The sequence below is a fragment of the Monashia sp. HAY1-11D genome (genome assembly GCF_056868035.1).
Map to the genome: position 1 here is coordinate 2,479,099 of NZ_CP200320.1, position 12,952 is coordinate 2,492,050.

The window sequence follows — 12,952 nt, forward strand, 5'->3', positions numbered from 1 at the left end:
CCCACTCGACCCGGGTCGGGTGGGCATCCGTGCGCGCGCCTCAGGCGGCGGCCTGCTCCGGCTCGGGCGCCGCCGCGGCGTCCAGGTCGTCGGCTCGCGTCGGTGGCATGAGCAGCCCGGCCACGATGCTGATGCCCGCCGCGACGACGACGGCGAGGAACACCGCGCTCGACCCCGCACCGACGGCGTCGGCCGACGCGTCCCCGCCCGACCGGGCGATGACGGCGTTGGCGATGGCGCCGAACACCGCGACGCCGACGGCGCTGCCGACCGAGCGCATGAACATGGTGGAACCGGTGACGACGCCGCGCTCGTGCCAGGGCACCGACGCCTGGGCCGCGATGAGCGTCGGGGTGGCGACGAGGCCGAGACCGAGTCCCACGACGAAGCACGACAGCGCGGTCGTCCACACGTTCGGGTCGGTGCTGACCAGCCACAGCACGAGCGACCCGACCCCGGCGAGCAGGAGGCCGATCAGGGCCGTGGGCCGGAACCCGATGCGCAGGTAGAGGCGCCCCGACTGGGATGCGGACACCGGCCAGCCGAGCGTCAGGGCGGCCACCGCGAGCCCGGCGACGAGCGGCGTCGCGCCCGTCGTCCGCTCGAGGAAGGTGGGCACGTAGGACGTGAGGCCGATGAGGACGGTGCCGACGCCGACCGAGATGAGGGACGTGGCGACGATGAGCCGGCGGCCGAAGAGCTGCAGCGGAAGCACCGGCTCGGCGGCTCGATGCTCGATCGCGACGAACGCCGCGAGCAGGACACCGCCGACGACGAACGAGCCGACGCTCTGCCAGGCGGACCACGCCCATGCCTGTCCGCCTTCGAGGGCGGCGAGGATGAGGAGGGTCAGCGCGACGGTCAGCACGCTCGCGCCCGCGTAGTCGATGCGATGGCGGCGCCGTTCGAGCGACTCGCCGTAGGTGCGCCACAGCATCCACGCGGCGAGGAGGCAGAAGGGGATGTTCACGAGGAAGATCCAGCGCCAGGAGGCGAACTGGGCGAAGACGCCGCCGAGCGTCGGCCCGACGACCGAGGACATGGCCCAGACCGAGGCGATGTAGCCCTGGACCTTGGCCCGCTCGGCGACGGTGTAGATGTCGCCGGCGATCGTGATGGTGAGCGGGAGCACGGCGCCGGCACCCAGCCCCTGCACGGCGCGCATGACGATGAGCGAACCCATGTCCCACGCGAGGCCGCACATGACCGAGCCGAGGAGGAACAGGCCGATGCCGACGAGGATGACCGGCTTGCGGCCGAGGGTGTCGGCGAGCTTGGCGTACACGGGGACCGACACCGCCTGCGCCAGCAGGTAGACGGAGAAGAGCCACGGGAACTGCGAGAGCCCGCCGAGGTCGTCGACGATGGAGGGCACCGCGGTGGCGATGATCGTCGAGTCGAGGGCGATGAGCGCGGTCGAGAGCATCAGCGCGACGAGGATCGGACCGCGCTCCGAGCGGAACCCGACGCCGCCGCCTCCACCGCTCGCCGTGGCCCTGCCGCCGGCGTCACCTCGTGCGGTACTCGTGCCCGTTCTGTGCTTCGTCATGGCGCTCCTCGGGTCTCGTGGCGACACTGGAGGACAAGCGGCCGGCGGCGCCTGGCATTCCCGGGCGCCCGTGGCTCGGGGACGCGGCCGAGCGGGTACGTGCTGGTCGACAGGTCTCACGCGCCGTCGTCCCGGGCCACTCGGGGACGCGGAAGGAACCCGATGGTCCGCACTCTCGGCGTCGAGGAGGAGATGCTTCTCGTCGACATCCGCAACGGCCGGCCTCGCTCCGTGTCCGGACAGCTGCTCATCCGCGCCGCCCACCGCCCTCCGGAGGTCGCCGGCGTGGGCGTCCACGGCGCGGTCGAGGGGGAGTTCCAGCAGCAGCAGATCGAGACGCACACGGCCCCGGCCACCGAGCTGTCCGCGCTGCGCGGGGAGGTCCAGCGATGGCGCAAGGAGGCGGTGCGCGCCGCCCGCAGCACCGGGTCGAGCGTCGCGGCGCTCGCGACGTCGCCGCTGCCCGTGCAGCCGCTGCCGGCCCGGTCGACGAGGTATGCGTGGATGGCGGACCGGTACGGGCTCACGGCCCGCGAGCACCTCATCTGCGGCTGCCACGTGCACGTGTGCGTCGACGGCGACGAGGAGGGCGTGGGGGTCATCGACCGGATCCGCGTCTGGCTGCCCACGCTGCTGGCCATCAGCGCCAACTCGCCCTTTTGGCGCGGCGAGGACACCGGGTACGCCAGCTACCGCTCACAGATGCTCGCCCGGTGGCCCTCGTGGGGACCGCCCGAGGTCTTCGGCTCGGCCGCCGCCTACCACCGCCGCGTCCGCGAGATGGTGCTCAGCTCGGTGATCCTCGACGAGGGGATGGTGTACTTCGACGCCCGGCTGTCCGAGCACTACCCGACGGTGGAGGTGCGGGCCGCCGACGTGTGCTTCACCGTCGAGGAGGCGGTCGTCATCGGGGCGCTGTGCCGGGCGCTCGTCGAGACGGCGGCGCGCGAGTGGCAGCGTGGGCTGCCGCCGCCGGAGGTGCCGACGCAGCTGCTGCGGCTCGCGTCGTGGCAGGCGGGTCGTGAGGGGATCGAGGGGCGGCTCGTCGACTGGCGCAGCGGCCGGCCGAGGCCGTGCTGGGACGTCATCGGCTCGCTCCTCGCCCACGTCGGGTCGGCGCTCGAGGAGGCCGGTGATCTGTCCACCGTCCTGGAGGGGCTCGAGCGGCTGCGGACCGAGGGCAACGGCGCCGTGCGCCAGCGGGCCATGCTGGAGCGCACCGGTCAGCTCATCGACGTCGTGGCCGAGTCGGTCCGCGTCACCGCCGGCCACGTCGACGCGTGACGGTCGGGTCCGCCCGCACGCCGTCGCTGGGGAAGCGGGTGTCGAGGGTGCTCGTGAAGAGCCGGCGTGACACCTCCATGTGCGCGGCGGTGTACGCGACCGCGCCCAGCGACCCGATGACGGCCGTGAGCGACGTGCCTCCGCCGGCGGCGTCGGTGACCAGCGCCCCGAGGGTGCCGGCCACGAGGGCGTTGACGACCATGAGGAAGAACCCGGTGCTGCCGATGATGTGCAGCGCGGTGAGTCGGGGCCGGCCGAGGGCGTAGGTGTGCATGAGCCCGGCCGCGTCGTCGTGCGTCGAGGTGGTGAGGTAGCGGTCCAGCCCGGGGACGAGGTCGACGTAGGCGTGCCGGATGCGGTTCATGGCGCGGAGGAGGTCGGAACCGTTCGTCATCGTCGACACTCCTTCGTGCGCCGGTTCGTCCCTCCAGTGTGCTGCGCGACCCGCAGCGTGCTGCCTCGAATGAGCGCTACTGCTGTACGTCGCTGCTGCACGGCAAGCAGAGAGGCCCTCGCTCGGATGAGCAAGAGCCTCGTGACCTGCGATTTCACCGGTCGGGGTGACAGTGTGCTGGCTCAGGACATCCGCGACACATGTCTCGAGACATCGGCGACACCCTGTCTCAGGTGATCAGCGACACCACGGGCGGTTGCTGATGCTCAGCCATGTCAAAGGCGCGACTGGTGATCACGGCCCTGCTCACCGAGGGTCAGACGGTGTCCGAGGTGGCCGCTCGATACGGCGTGCACCGTTCCTGGGTGTACCGCCTCAAGGCCCGCTACGACGCCGAGGGCGAGGCCGCGTTCGAGCCCAGGTCGCGTCGCCCCCTGACCAGCCCCAACGCCATCGACGGCGCGACCGTCGAGCTCGTGCTGCGGTTACGCAAGGAACTGGCCGACGCCGGTCTCGACGCCGGCGCCGACACACTGTGCTGGCACCTGCGCCGCCACCACCAGGTCGTCATCTCCCGTGCCACGGCCCACCGGATCCTGGTGCGCCACGCCACGGTCACCCCGGATCCGAGCAAGCGACCCAAGTCCTCCTACATCCGCTTCGAGGCCGACCAGCCCAACGAGACCTGGCAGTCCGACTTCACCCACTACCGCCTCCGCACCGCAGTGGACGTCGAGATCATCACCTGGCTCGATGACCACTCCCGGATGGCGCTGCACGTCAGCGCCCACCGCCGGATCGTGCTGGACACCTTCACCCACGCCGCAGCCCAGCACGGCTACCCGGCCTCCACCCTGACCGACAACGGCATGGTCTACACCGTCCGGTTCGCCGGCGGCCGCGGCGGGCGGACCCGCCTCGAGGCCGAGCTGCGCCGGCTCGGGATCACCCAGAAGAACTCCCGCCCGAACCACCCCACCACCTGCGGCAAGGTCGAACGCTTCCAGCAGACCCTCAAGAACTGGCTCCGCGCCCAACCCGCCCAGCCCACCACCATCGCCCAGCTGCAAACCCTGCTGGACACCTTCACCGAGCAGTACAACCACCACCGGCCCCACCGGTCGCTGCCACACCGCGCCACCCCGGCCGCCGCCTACACGGCACGACCCAAAGCCATGCCCGGGAACCGCAGCAGCGACACCCACGACCGCGTCCGCACCGACAGGGTCTCCAAGACCGGCAACCTCACCCTGCGCCACCACGGCCGCCTGCACCACATCGGCACGGCAGGACCCACGCCGGAACCTACGTCCGGCTCTTGGTCCAAGACCTCGACATCACCATCGTCAACACCGCCACCGGCGAGATCCTGCGCGAGCTCACCCTCGACCCCACCCGCGACTACCAGCCACAACACCCCAGACAAAACAACAGTGGCCCTACGTTTCCGTAGGGCCACTGTCGCCGATGTCCTGAGACATCACACCGGTCGGGGTGACAGGATTTGAACCTGCGACCTCTTCGTCCCGAACGAAGCGCGCTACCAAGCTGCGCCACACCCCGGTGGCTGCCGTTCGGGCGTACCCGGGGCAGCAAGGAGAGACTCTAGCGCAGGCCCGCGCCCATCTCCGAATCGGGTCCCGGACCGCGTGGTCCCGACCTCCCCGTGACTCCTACGTCACTGCTCACTCTGGCTGAGCAGTGACGTAGGAGTCACGAGCACAGCGGCCACTCGCGCCCGTCGGCCCGGCCCTTACTCAGGCGTGCGAGCGGGGGACGAGGGTCAGCAGCGTGGCCTCGGGCCGACAGGCGAGGCGCACGGGCGCGGTCGGCGCGGTGCCGAGGCCCGCGGACACCTCGAGCCACGCGGCGTCCTCCGGCGCCTGCGAGGAGGGCGCCCCGCCGGCGCCCGGCCACCACCGCGAGAGGCCCTTGACCCGCGAGGTGTCGAGGTCGCAGTTGGTCACGAGCGCGCCGTAGCCGGGCACGCAGACCTGCCCGCCGTGGGTGTGGCCGGCGAGGACCAGGCGTGCACCGTCGGTCGTGAACGCGTCGAGGACGCGCTGGTACGGCGCATGGGTGATGCCGATGGTCAGGTCGGCCGACGCGTCGGCCGGACCGCGGACGAGGTCGAGCCGGTCGTAGCCGAGGTGCGGGTCGTCGACGCCGACGAGCTCGAGCCGCAGGCCCCGCACCTCGAGCGTCCGGCGACGGTTGGTCAGGTCGACCCAGCTGCGGTCGAGGCCACGGCGCAGGTCGGCGGTGGGCAGGCGCGGGGTCGAGCCGACCCCCTTGGCGTGGTGGCGGGTCAGGTACCGCAGCGGGTTCTTGATCTTGGGGGCGAAGTAGTCGTTCGAGCCGAGGACGTACGCGCCGGGCACGTCGAGGAGCAGCTCGAACGCGTCGAGGAGCGCCGGCACGGCGTCGTGGGCGGCGATGTTGTCGCCGGTGTCGACGACGAGGTCGGGGTCGAGCGAGGCGAGGCTGCGCACCCACGTCGCGCGGGCCCGCTGGCGCGGCACGAGGTGGATGTCGGAGACGTGCAGCACCCGCAGCGGCGGGGCCCCCTCGGGCAGCACCGGGACCTCGAACCGCCTGAGCACGAAGGCGTTCCGTTCGACGAGCGAGGACCACCCGAGCACGGCTGCTCCCGCGGCACCGAGGCCCAGCACGGTCTTCGTCACGGCACGCATGTGCCACATCCTCGCACCCCGCCCCGAACCGGCCGGAAACCCGGCGAGAGCCGTCGTGCCGACCTGACAGACTGACGCCATGAGCACCCTCAAGGAGCAGCTGCAGGCCGACCTCACCGCCGCGATGCGCGCGCGGGACCAGGTCCGGGCCGGCTCGATCCGGATGGCCCTCACCGCCGTGACGACCGAGGAGGTCGCCGGCAAGGAGCACCGTGAGCTGACCGACGACGACGTGCTCAAGGTCCTGACCAAGGAGGCCAAGAAGCGTCGCGAGGCCGCCGAGGCGTACTCCGGCGCCGGCCGCAGCGAGCTGGCCGCGAAGGAGGAGGCCGAGCTCGCCGTCCTCGAGACCTACCTGCCCCGGCAGCTCGGCGACGACGAGCTCGAGGGGATCGTCCGCGAGGCCGTCTCGGCGTCGGGCGCCACGGGGATGCAGCAGATGGGTCAGGCGATGAAGGCCGCCAACGCGGCCGTCGCCGGACGCGCGGAGGGTGGCCGCGTCGCCGCCGTCGTCCGACGCGTCCTCGCCGGCTGAGGCACGACGAAAGGGGCCGACGCCTCGTGCGTCGGCCCCTTGCCCGGTGTGCCGTCAGCCGTGCGGCTTGGGCGGCTTGTGGCCGTTGCCACCGCCGCCACCACCGCCTCCGCCGCCCGGCGGGACGACGACCGTCGGCTGGGGCTGCTGCGGGAGCGCCTGGCGCTGCGCGCCGCGTGAGGTGTAGATGGTGATGTAGCTGCCGCTCGGGGCCTGCCCGTACGGCGACGTGCCGGCGACCAGGCCCTGCGGGACGCCGGAGCTCATCGTGCCGCCGACACCGGCCGAGAAGCCGGCCGCCTGAAGCGTCGCGATGGCCTGGTCGACGCTCATGCCCGTGACGCCGGGGACGTCCTTGAGGTCGCCCTTGGTGAACTTGTCGGTCGGCTCGCCGAACTTCACCTCCGGCTGGCCCTCGAGCGCCTTGTTCATGATCTGCTTCCAGATCGGCGCGGCGATCGCGGCACCGTGCATGACGGGGTAGAACTGCCCGCCGACGGTGATGTTCTTCATGACGCGGGTGATCGGGTCGTACGGCGTGCCGACCCAGACCGCCGTGACCAGCTGCGGCGTGTAGCCGACGAACCAGGACTCGTTGTTGCCGTTGGCGGTACCGGTCTTGCCGGCGGACTCGCGCTTGCCGTCGTCGAGCTGGTTGCGGATGCCGGAGCCGTGGGTCATGTTGAACTCGAGGAACTTGTCCGTGGCGCGCACGACGTCGGGCTCGACGACCTGCTGGCACGCGGTCTTCGGCAGGGCGACGTTCTTGCCGCCCATGACGAGCTTGGTCACGGCGACCACCGGGCACTTCTTGCCGTCGGCGGCGAGGACGCCGTAGGCGTGGGCGACACCCTGCGGCGACACGTCGGAGGCGCCGAGGATGTACTGCGGGGCGTACCGGCCGACCGGCTCGCCGTCGGCCTGGTGCAGGCCGAGGCGCAACATGGTGTCGCGCACCTTGCAGCCGCCGAGCTCCTCGGCCAGGGCGATGAACGCGGTGTTCGTCGACTTGGCGGTGGCCTCCATGAGGCTGATGCGGCCGCCGCGGAACGGCGAGTCGTTGAAGACCTTCCACGTGCCGCCGGGGCCGCAGTTGGCGATGCCGCCCGGCCACTCCTTGGGCGTGTAGACGGCCTGCGAGTTGCCGCCGGCGGCCTTGGCGTTGACCGAGGCGCTCGTCGTCATGCCGGACTCCATGGCGGTGACGAGCGCGAAGGCCTTGGCCGTCGAGCCGAACTGGAAGCCGCCGGACCCGCCGTACTTCTTGTCCAGGGCCCAGTTGATGCCGGTCTTGCCGCGCGACTCCTTGTCGACGGTGTACTCGGTGTTCTGCGCGAAGGCCTTGACCTCACCGGTGTTCGGGTCGGCGACGTAGGCCGCGGCGCCGATGCGCTCGTCGTTGCCGATGGGGACCTTCTTGGTCACCTCACGCTGGGCGATCTTCTGGATGCGCGGGTCGAGCGTCGTCGTGAGGGTGATGCCGCCGCGGTAGAGCGTGCGCTTGCGCTCCTCGACGGTCTTGCCGAGCTGCGGCATCGTCAGCGCGTAGTTGATGATGAAGTCGCACCAGTAGGGGTACGGCGAGGCGAGGCAGGTGCTCTTGGGGTTCGACACCCGCATGTCCTGCTTGAGCGTCCGCTTCTTGGCGGCCTGCCACTGCTTGTCGTCGATGATCTTCAGCTCGTGCATGCGGTCGAGCACGACGTTGCGCCGCGCGACCGCGCGCTCCGGGTTGTTGACCGGGTCGGTCGTGCCCGGGTTCTGCGTCAGGCCGGCGAGGAGCGCCGCCTGCGAGAGGCTGAGCTTGCTCGCGTGGACGCTGAAGTAGTGCATCGAGGCGGCCTCGACGCCGTAGGCGCGGTCGCCGTAGTACACGAGGTTGAGGTAGCGCTCGAGGATCTGGTCCTTCGTCAGCTGCTTCTCGACGGTGATCGCGTACTTGAGCTCCTTGAGCTTGCGCATGTAGTCCTTGCGGACGGCGGCCTGCGCGGCAGCGGTGTTGCCCTCGGCGAGCGCGTTGTACTGCAGCGAGATCTTGACGTACTGCTGGGTCAGCGACGAGGCACCGACCGAGCTGCCGTTGCGCAGGTTGGAGATGACCGCGCGCAGCGTGCCCTGGATGTCGATGCCGCCGTGCTCGTAGAAACGGTGGTCCTCGATCGCGACCTGCGCCTCACGCATGATGGGGGCGACCTGGTTCAGCGGCACGACCGTGCGGTTCTGCTCCTGCGGCGTCGCGATGACGGTGCCGTCGGCCGCGAGGATCCGCGACGACTGGGCGAGCGGGTTGGTCGTGAACTCGCTCGGCAGCTCGTTGAAGACGTCCACGCCGCTACGCGCGAGTGCCCCGGTGGCCCCGACGGCCGGCATCAGCAGGCCGGCGGCGAGCAGCCCGAGCACGAGGGCGGACGCGAGGAACGCCCCGAGCAGACTGACGACGCCACCGATCGAGGTAGTGCGTGAGGACATGGGCCCAAGGGTAACCGGTGCCCCTATGGCCACCGGATCTCCGCACGTCAGGCGGGGTTTTCACGCGTGAGCCCGGCGTGGCGACCGGGGGCCGCCGGCGTCCGGCATGGTCCGGAGTGACTAGTCACTCCCGCCGAGAAATGGTCCGTGCAGCCTATGTCGCTGCTTGACATCCGGGCCCTAATGTCTCGTTTGGGCCAAAGGGGGGCCCAACACACAGGACCGGTGGGACGGTCCGGAGGCCGGCTCGGTGACTGGGAGGTGCCGAGCGGGGAGGGGAAATCATCATGAGTGCTGTCGCGATTGTCGACCTGTGGGTCGACGACTGGGCCAGTCAGGCTCGCTGCTCGAGCCAGGACCCGGACGCCCTGTTCGTCCGTGGAAAGGCCCAGCACGACGCAAAGGCCGTCTGCAAGGGATGCCCGGTCCTGGCCCAGTGCCTGGCCGAGGCCCTCGACAACCGGACCGAGTTCGGTGTCTGGGGCGGGATGACGGAGCGTGAGCGCCGCGCACTGCTGCGCAAGCGTCCGGACATCGCCTCCTGGAAGAGCGCTCTGCGGGCCGGCATGGCCGCGCAGACGCGTCAGGCCTGAGAGTCCGGTCACGCCCGCGCCGCGACGCGTCCGTATCCTCGGACGCGTCCGGCGCCTGCGTGTGTCATCGGGTCACGACCCGGTGAGCGACTCGCCGATCTGACGCAGCCCGGCCAGGTCGTGCACATCGCGGCCGAGCGCCGGCACGTGGACGACGGGGATGCCCGGGTGCGACCGGGAGAACCGGTCGGCCAGCTCGTGCTGCCGCTGGGCGGTCCGCACGAGGTCGGCGTGCAGGCGCAGGAGACCGGCAGCCGTGGTCGCCGACTTCGGCCCGTTGCCGTCCTCGAGCGCCTCGGCCACCGCGACGGCCTTCGACGGCGTCAGCCCGGTGGCCTCGACGCGACCGATGCGGTTGACGACGAGGCCGGCGAGCGGCATCCCGTCCGCCTCGAGCCGGTCGACGAAGTAGGACGCCTCGCGCAGCGCGTCGCGTTCGGGGGCGGCGACGACGAGGAACGCCGTGCCGTCCTCGGACAGCAGCCGGTAGGTCTCGTCGGCACGCTCGCGGAACCCGCCGAACATCGTGTCGAGGGCGTTGACGAACGTCTGGACATCGGTGAGCATCTGCCCGCCGAGGATCCTCGTCATCGTCGACGTGACGAGCTGCACTCCGACGCCGAAGACCTTGAGACCCGCCCGGCCGCCGGCCTTGGCCGGCGCGGTGAGCAGCCGGATGAACCGTCCGTCGAGGAAGCTGCCGAGCCGGTTCGGGGCGTCGAGGAAGTCCAGGGCCGAGCGCGACGGCGGGGTGTCGACGACGATGAGGTCCCACGGGGCGTCGGGCCCACCCGCGGAGGCCTTGAGCTGCCCGAGCTTCTCCATCGCCATGTACTCCTGGGTGCCCGCGAACGAGCTGGAGACGGCCTGGTAGAACGGGTTGGCCAGGATCTGCTGCGCCTTGTCCGGATCGGCGTGCGCGATGACGACCTCGTCGAAGGTCCGCTTCATGTCGAGCATCATCGCGTGGAGGCTGCCGCCCGCCGAGGTGTCGATGCCGGCGACCGGGCGCGGGGTGTTGTCGAGCTCGGTGAGGCCGAGCGACTGTGCGAGCCGCCGCGCCGGGTCGATGGTGAGCACGACGACGCGCCGCCCCGCCTCGGCGGCCCGCAGGCCGAGCGCCGCGGCGGTCGTCGTCTTGCCCACGCCGCCGGACCCGCAGCACACGACGATGCCGATCGACGCGTCGGCGATGAGCGCGTCGACGTCGAAGGCGGGCGCCGGCCGGGCGACGGTGGGCTGGCGTGCCGATGTCGTCACGAGGGCACCTGCTCGTGGGCGAAGCAGGGCACGAGCAGGTCGGCCAGCTCGCGGACCGAGCCGCTGTCGACGCCCTCGGGCAGCGCGGGCAGCTCGATGATCGGCAGCCCGGTCTCCTCGAGCAGCGTCCGCTGCTCGCGCTCGAGGTCGACGCGTTGGGCGTGGTCGTGCGCCTCGGCGAGAAGGCCGTCGACGAGCTCGGGCGTGACGATGACGCCGGCGTCGACGAGCTGGGCGCGGATCGAGGGTTTGTGGAGGCGCTCGGCCCGGGCCTGGTCGAGCGCGGCGTCGTCGAGGAGCGGGCGGCGCACCATGTTGACGACGATGGCACCTGGCCGGAAACCCTTGGCGCGCAGCTCCTCGACGGCCTCGAGGGTCTCCTGCACGGGCATCTCCTCGAGCAGGGTGACGAGGTGGACGACGGTCTGCTCGGACTGCAGGAGGCGGGTGATCGACTCGGCTTGCGAGTGGATCGGCCCGACGCGGGCGAGGTGGGCCACCTCGGAGTTGACGGAGAGGAACCGCCCGATGCGCCCCGTGGGCGGCGCGTCGAGCACGAGCCCGTCGTACGCGGGTGGGGCGTCGCCGCGGTGGCGGCCGTCGCGTCGGCGGCGGTTGGCCTCGTAGACCTTGCCGATGAGCAGGACGTCCCGCACACCCGGCGCGATGGTCGTCGCGAAGTCGATGGCGCCGAACTTCTCGAGGAGCCGGCCGGCGCGGCCGAGCTTGTAGAAGAGCTGGAGGTACTCGAGCAGGGCGGCCTTGGGCTCGACCGACAGCCCGTCGACCTCGCCACCGCCCGGCAGGCGCACGACGCGGGTCTCCTGCGTGCCGAGGGGCGGCACGTCGAAGGTCTGGCTGATGCCCTGGCGTCCCTCGACCTCGGTGAGCAGGACGCGTCCGGGCGTCGAGGCGAGCGCGAGCGCCAGCGCCGAGGCGACCGTGGTCTTGCCGGTGCCGCCCTTGCCCGTGACGACGTGCAGCCGCGCCTGGCCCCAGTCCGTCGTCACGGGGCCCAGCCTAGGCGGGCGGGCGCGAGAGGCTCGGGCAGCCGCCGCGTTCGGGACGCACGTCACGCCGGGAAGCCCTCATCCGGTGAGGGCGGCGACCGTGGCCAGGACCCGGTCGAACGCCGGCTCGTCGGGGTCGATGAACGCGTAGTGGGCGGCGTCGGGCACGACGGTCCGCTCGACGTCGCCACCCGCCCGCCGCGCCGAGTCGAGGTACGCGTCGCCCACCTCGGTCGGCACGTCGTCGTCCTCGGTGCCGGACAGGAGGCGCACCGGCACCCGGGGCGGAAGGGCGTCCATCGGGTCGGCCGAGCGCCACGCGGGCGTGCCCGGACCCGTGCCCACGAACGCACGCGCGGCGTCGGACCCGAGGTGCAGGCGGTCCGCGGCGTCGAGGTCGACGACCCCAGCCAGGGACACGACGCCGACGACGCCGAGCCCCCCGACCCACGGCTGCCCGGCCGCCCAGGTGACGAGCTGGCCGCCGGCCGAGTGGCCGACGAGGACGACGCGGTGCGGCAGCGACGGGTCCCGCGCCACCGCCTCGGTGACCGAGCGGACGTCGTCGAGCGTGCCGGGCACGCCACCGCCCGGCATCCCGGTCCGCCGGTACTCGGCGAGGGCGACGGCGTACCCGGCCGCCGCGAACGCGTTCGCCTCGGGCAGGGCGTGTGCTCGGTCGTACTCGGCGCGCCAGAACCCGCCGTGGACGACGAGCAGGGTGACGCCACGGGGCGGGACACCGGCGGCCGGAGGGACGACGTCGTAGACCTGGGCGCGGTCCGGTCCGTACGACCGGGTCGTCGGCGCGGGTGCGGAGGGGCGGGTCAGGACGTCGTCGGGGCGGCGGTCGGCCGGCGTGCTCATGCCGGACATCGTGGCACCCGCCGACGCCCGGCCGGAGGGACCACCCGGCACCGTGCCGGGGTCACCGAAGGGGCCGCCGGGCGCACCGGAGCACGCGCCGAGCGTCGGTGCCCCGATGAGTAGGGTGATCGCCATGACCACGTGGGAATACCTCACTGCACCGCTCCTGATCCACAACACCAAGCAGATCCTCGACAACTTCGGTGCCGATGGCTGGGAGCTCGTCCAGATCGTCAACGGGCCCGACGGCACCAGCCTCGTCGCCTACTTCAAGCGTCCCAAGACCGGGGGGAACTGA

Annotated in this window: 11 protein-coding genes, 1 tRNA gene and 1 pseudogene; 5 read left to right on the plus strand and 8 right to left on the minus strand. The window is 71.8% G+C overall.

The genetic code is table 11. From position 1 onward, the window contains the following. Positions 1 to 40: 40 nt before the first annotated feature. A complete protein-coding gene (locus AC1VM9_RS11445; RefSeq protein WP_483124004.1) occupies positions 41 to 1,426 on the minus strand; it encodes an MFS transporter in 1,386 nt (461 codons plus the stop codon). A gap of 285 nt (positions 1,427 to 1,711) precedes the next feature. Between AC1VM9_RS11445 and AC1VM9_RS11450 the strand changes: the two genes are divergently transcribed. After that, positions 1,712 to 2,833 (plus strand): carboxylate-amine ligase, encoded by a 1,122-nt coding sequence (locus AC1VM9_RS11450; RefSeq protein WP_483122721.1) that lies wholly within the window; start codon positions 1,712 to 1,714, stop codon positions 2,831 to 2,833. On the opposite strand, the gene AC1VM9_RS11455 is transcribed toward AC1VM9_RS11450, so the two are convergent. Beyond that, entirely contained in the window at positions 2,808 to 3,227 is a 420-nt protein-coding gene (locus AC1VM9_RS11455) for a hypothetical protein (protein WP_483122722.1), read from the minus strand. The genes AC1VM9_RS11450 and AC1VM9_RS11455 overlap by 26 nt on opposite strands. A gap of 272 nt (positions 3,228 to 3,499) precedes the next feature. On the opposite strand from AC1VM9_RS11455, the pseudogene AC1VM9_RS11460 reads away from it, so the two are divergent. Continuing rightward, positions 3,500 to 4,680, plus strand: a pseudogene (locus AC1VM9_RS11460) (IS481 family transposase). A 36-nt stretch (positions 4,681 to 4,716) separates the two neighbouring features. Here the strand turns inward: AC1VM9_RS11460 and AC1VM9_RS11465 are convergent. Together AC1VM9_RS11465 and AC1VM9_RS11470 are read right to left on the minus strand one after the other, a co-directional pair. Next, positions 4,717 to 4,790, minus strand: a tRNA-Pro gene (locus AC1VM9_RS11465). A gap of 194 nt (positions 4,791 to 4,984) precedes the next feature. After that, positions 4,985 to 5,920 carry a metallophosphoesterase gene (locus tag AC1VM9_RS11470; protein WP_483122724.1) on the minus strand — a complete coding sequence of 312 codons (936 nt, stop codon included), beginning with the start codon at positions 5,918 to 5,920 and terminating at the stop codon, positions 4,985 to 4,987. A gap of 79 nt (positions 5,921 to 5,999) precedes the next feature. Between AC1VM9_RS11470 and AC1VM9_RS11475 the strand changes: the two genes are divergently transcribed. Further along, entirely contained in the window at positions 6,000 to 6,455 is a 456-nt protein-coding gene (locus AC1VM9_RS11475) for a GatB/YqeY domain-containing protein (protein WP_481342980.1), read from the plus strand. Between the two features lie 54 nt (positions 6,456 to 6,509). Here AC1VM9_RS11475 and AC1VM9_RS11480 read toward each other — a convergent pair whose 3' ends face one another. Then, the gene (locus AC1VM9_RS11480; RefSeq protein WP_483122725.1) at positions 6,510 to 8,924 is read right to left on the minus strand and encodes a penicillin-binding protein; all 2,415 of its coding nucleotides are present in this window, start codon (positions 8,922 to 8,924) and stop codon (positions 6,510 to 6,512) included. Between the two features lie 287 nt (positions 8,925 to 9,211). Between AC1VM9_RS11480 and AC1VM9_RS11485 the strand changes: the two genes are divergently transcribed. Further along, positions 9,212 to 9,517 carry a WhiB family transcriptional regulator gene (locus AC1VM9_RS11485; protein WP_481342978.1) on the plus strand — a complete coding sequence of 102 codons (306 nt, stop codon included), beginning with the start codon at positions 9,212 to 9,214 and terminating at the stop codon, positions 9,515 to 9,517. A 72-nt stretch (positions 9,518 to 9,589) separates the two neighbouring features. Here the strand turns inward: AC1VM9_RS11485 and bagB are convergent, their stop codons facing one another. From bagB to AC1VM9_RS11500, 3 genes are read right to left on the minus strand one after another with little or no spacing between them, the layout of a single operon-like run. Beyond that, positions 9,590 to 10,777 carry an ATPase BagB gene (gene bagB, locus AC1VM9_RS11490; protein WP_483122727.1) on the minus strand — a complete coding sequence of 396 codons (1,188 nt, stop codon included), beginning with the start codon at positions 10,775 to 10,777 and terminating at the stop codon, positions 9,590 to 9,592. Continuing rightward, the gene (bagA, locus tag AC1VM9_RS11495) at positions 10,774 to 11,853 is read right to left on the minus strand and encodes an ATPase BagA (protein WP_483122728.1); all 1,080 of its coding nucleotides are present in this window, start codon (positions 11,851 to 11,853) and stop codon (positions 10,774 to 10,776) included. Before bagA ends, bagB begins: the two co-directional genes overlap by 4 nt. A 12-nt stretch (positions 11,854 to 11,865) precedes the next feature. Then, positions 11,866 to 12,789 (minus strand): alpha/beta hydrolase, encoded by a 924-nt coding sequence (locus tag AC1VM9_RS11500; protein ID WP_483122730.1) that lies wholly within the window; start codon positions 12,787 to 12,789, stop codon positions 11,866 to 11,868. Here AC1VM9_RS11500 and sp36 point away from each other — a divergent pair. Then, positions 12,788 to 12,952 (plus strand): Sp36 family protein, encoded by a 165-nt coding sequence (sp36, locus tag AC1VM9_RS11505; RefSeq protein ID WP_481342974.1) that lies wholly within the window; start codon positions 12,788 to 12,790, stop codon positions 12,950 to 12,952. The genes AC1VM9_RS11500 and sp36 overlap by 2 nt on opposite strands.

Excerpts from the sequence above, each read along its gene's own strand:
- AC1VM9_RS11485 (WP_481342978.1), top strand. The coding sequence starts at position 9,212 with ATGAGTGCTGTCGCGATTGTCGACCTGTGGGTCGACGACTGGGCCAGT.
- AC1VM9_RS11475 (WP_481342980.1), top strand. The coding sequence starts at position 6,000 with ATGAGCACCCTCAAGGAGCAGCTGCAGGCCGACCTCACCGCCGCGATG.
- AC1VM9_RS11445 (WP_483124004.1), bottom strand. The coding sequence starts at position 1,426 with ATGCTCTCGACCGCGCTCATCGCCCTCGACTCGACGATCATCGCCACC.
- sp36 (WP_481342974.1), top strand. The coding sequence starts at position 12,788 with ATGACCACGTGGGAATACCTCACTGCACCGCTCCTGATCCACAACACC.
- AC1VM9_RS11455 (WP_483122722.1), bottom strand. The coding sequence starts at position 3,227 with ATGACGAACGGTTCCGACCTCCTCCGCGCCATGAACCGCATCCGGCAC.
- AC1VM9_RS11480 (WP_483122725.1), bottom strand. The coding sequence starts at position 8,924 with ATGTCCTCACGCACTACCTCGATCGGTGGCGTCGTCAGTCTGCTCGGG.
- AC1VM9_RS11500 (WP_483122730.1), bottom strand. The coding sequence starts at position 12,789 with ATGGCGATCACCCTACTCATCGGGGCACCGACGCTCGGCGCGTGCTCC.
- AC1VM9_RS11450 (WP_483122721.1), top strand. The coding sequence starts at position 1,712 with ATGGTCCGCACTCTCGGCGTCGAGGAGGAGATGCTTCTCGTCGACATC.
- AC1VM9_RS11470 (WP_483122724.1), bottom strand. The coding sequence starts at position 5,920 with ATGCGTGCCGTGACGAAGACCGTGCTGGGCCTCGGTGCCGCGGGAGCA.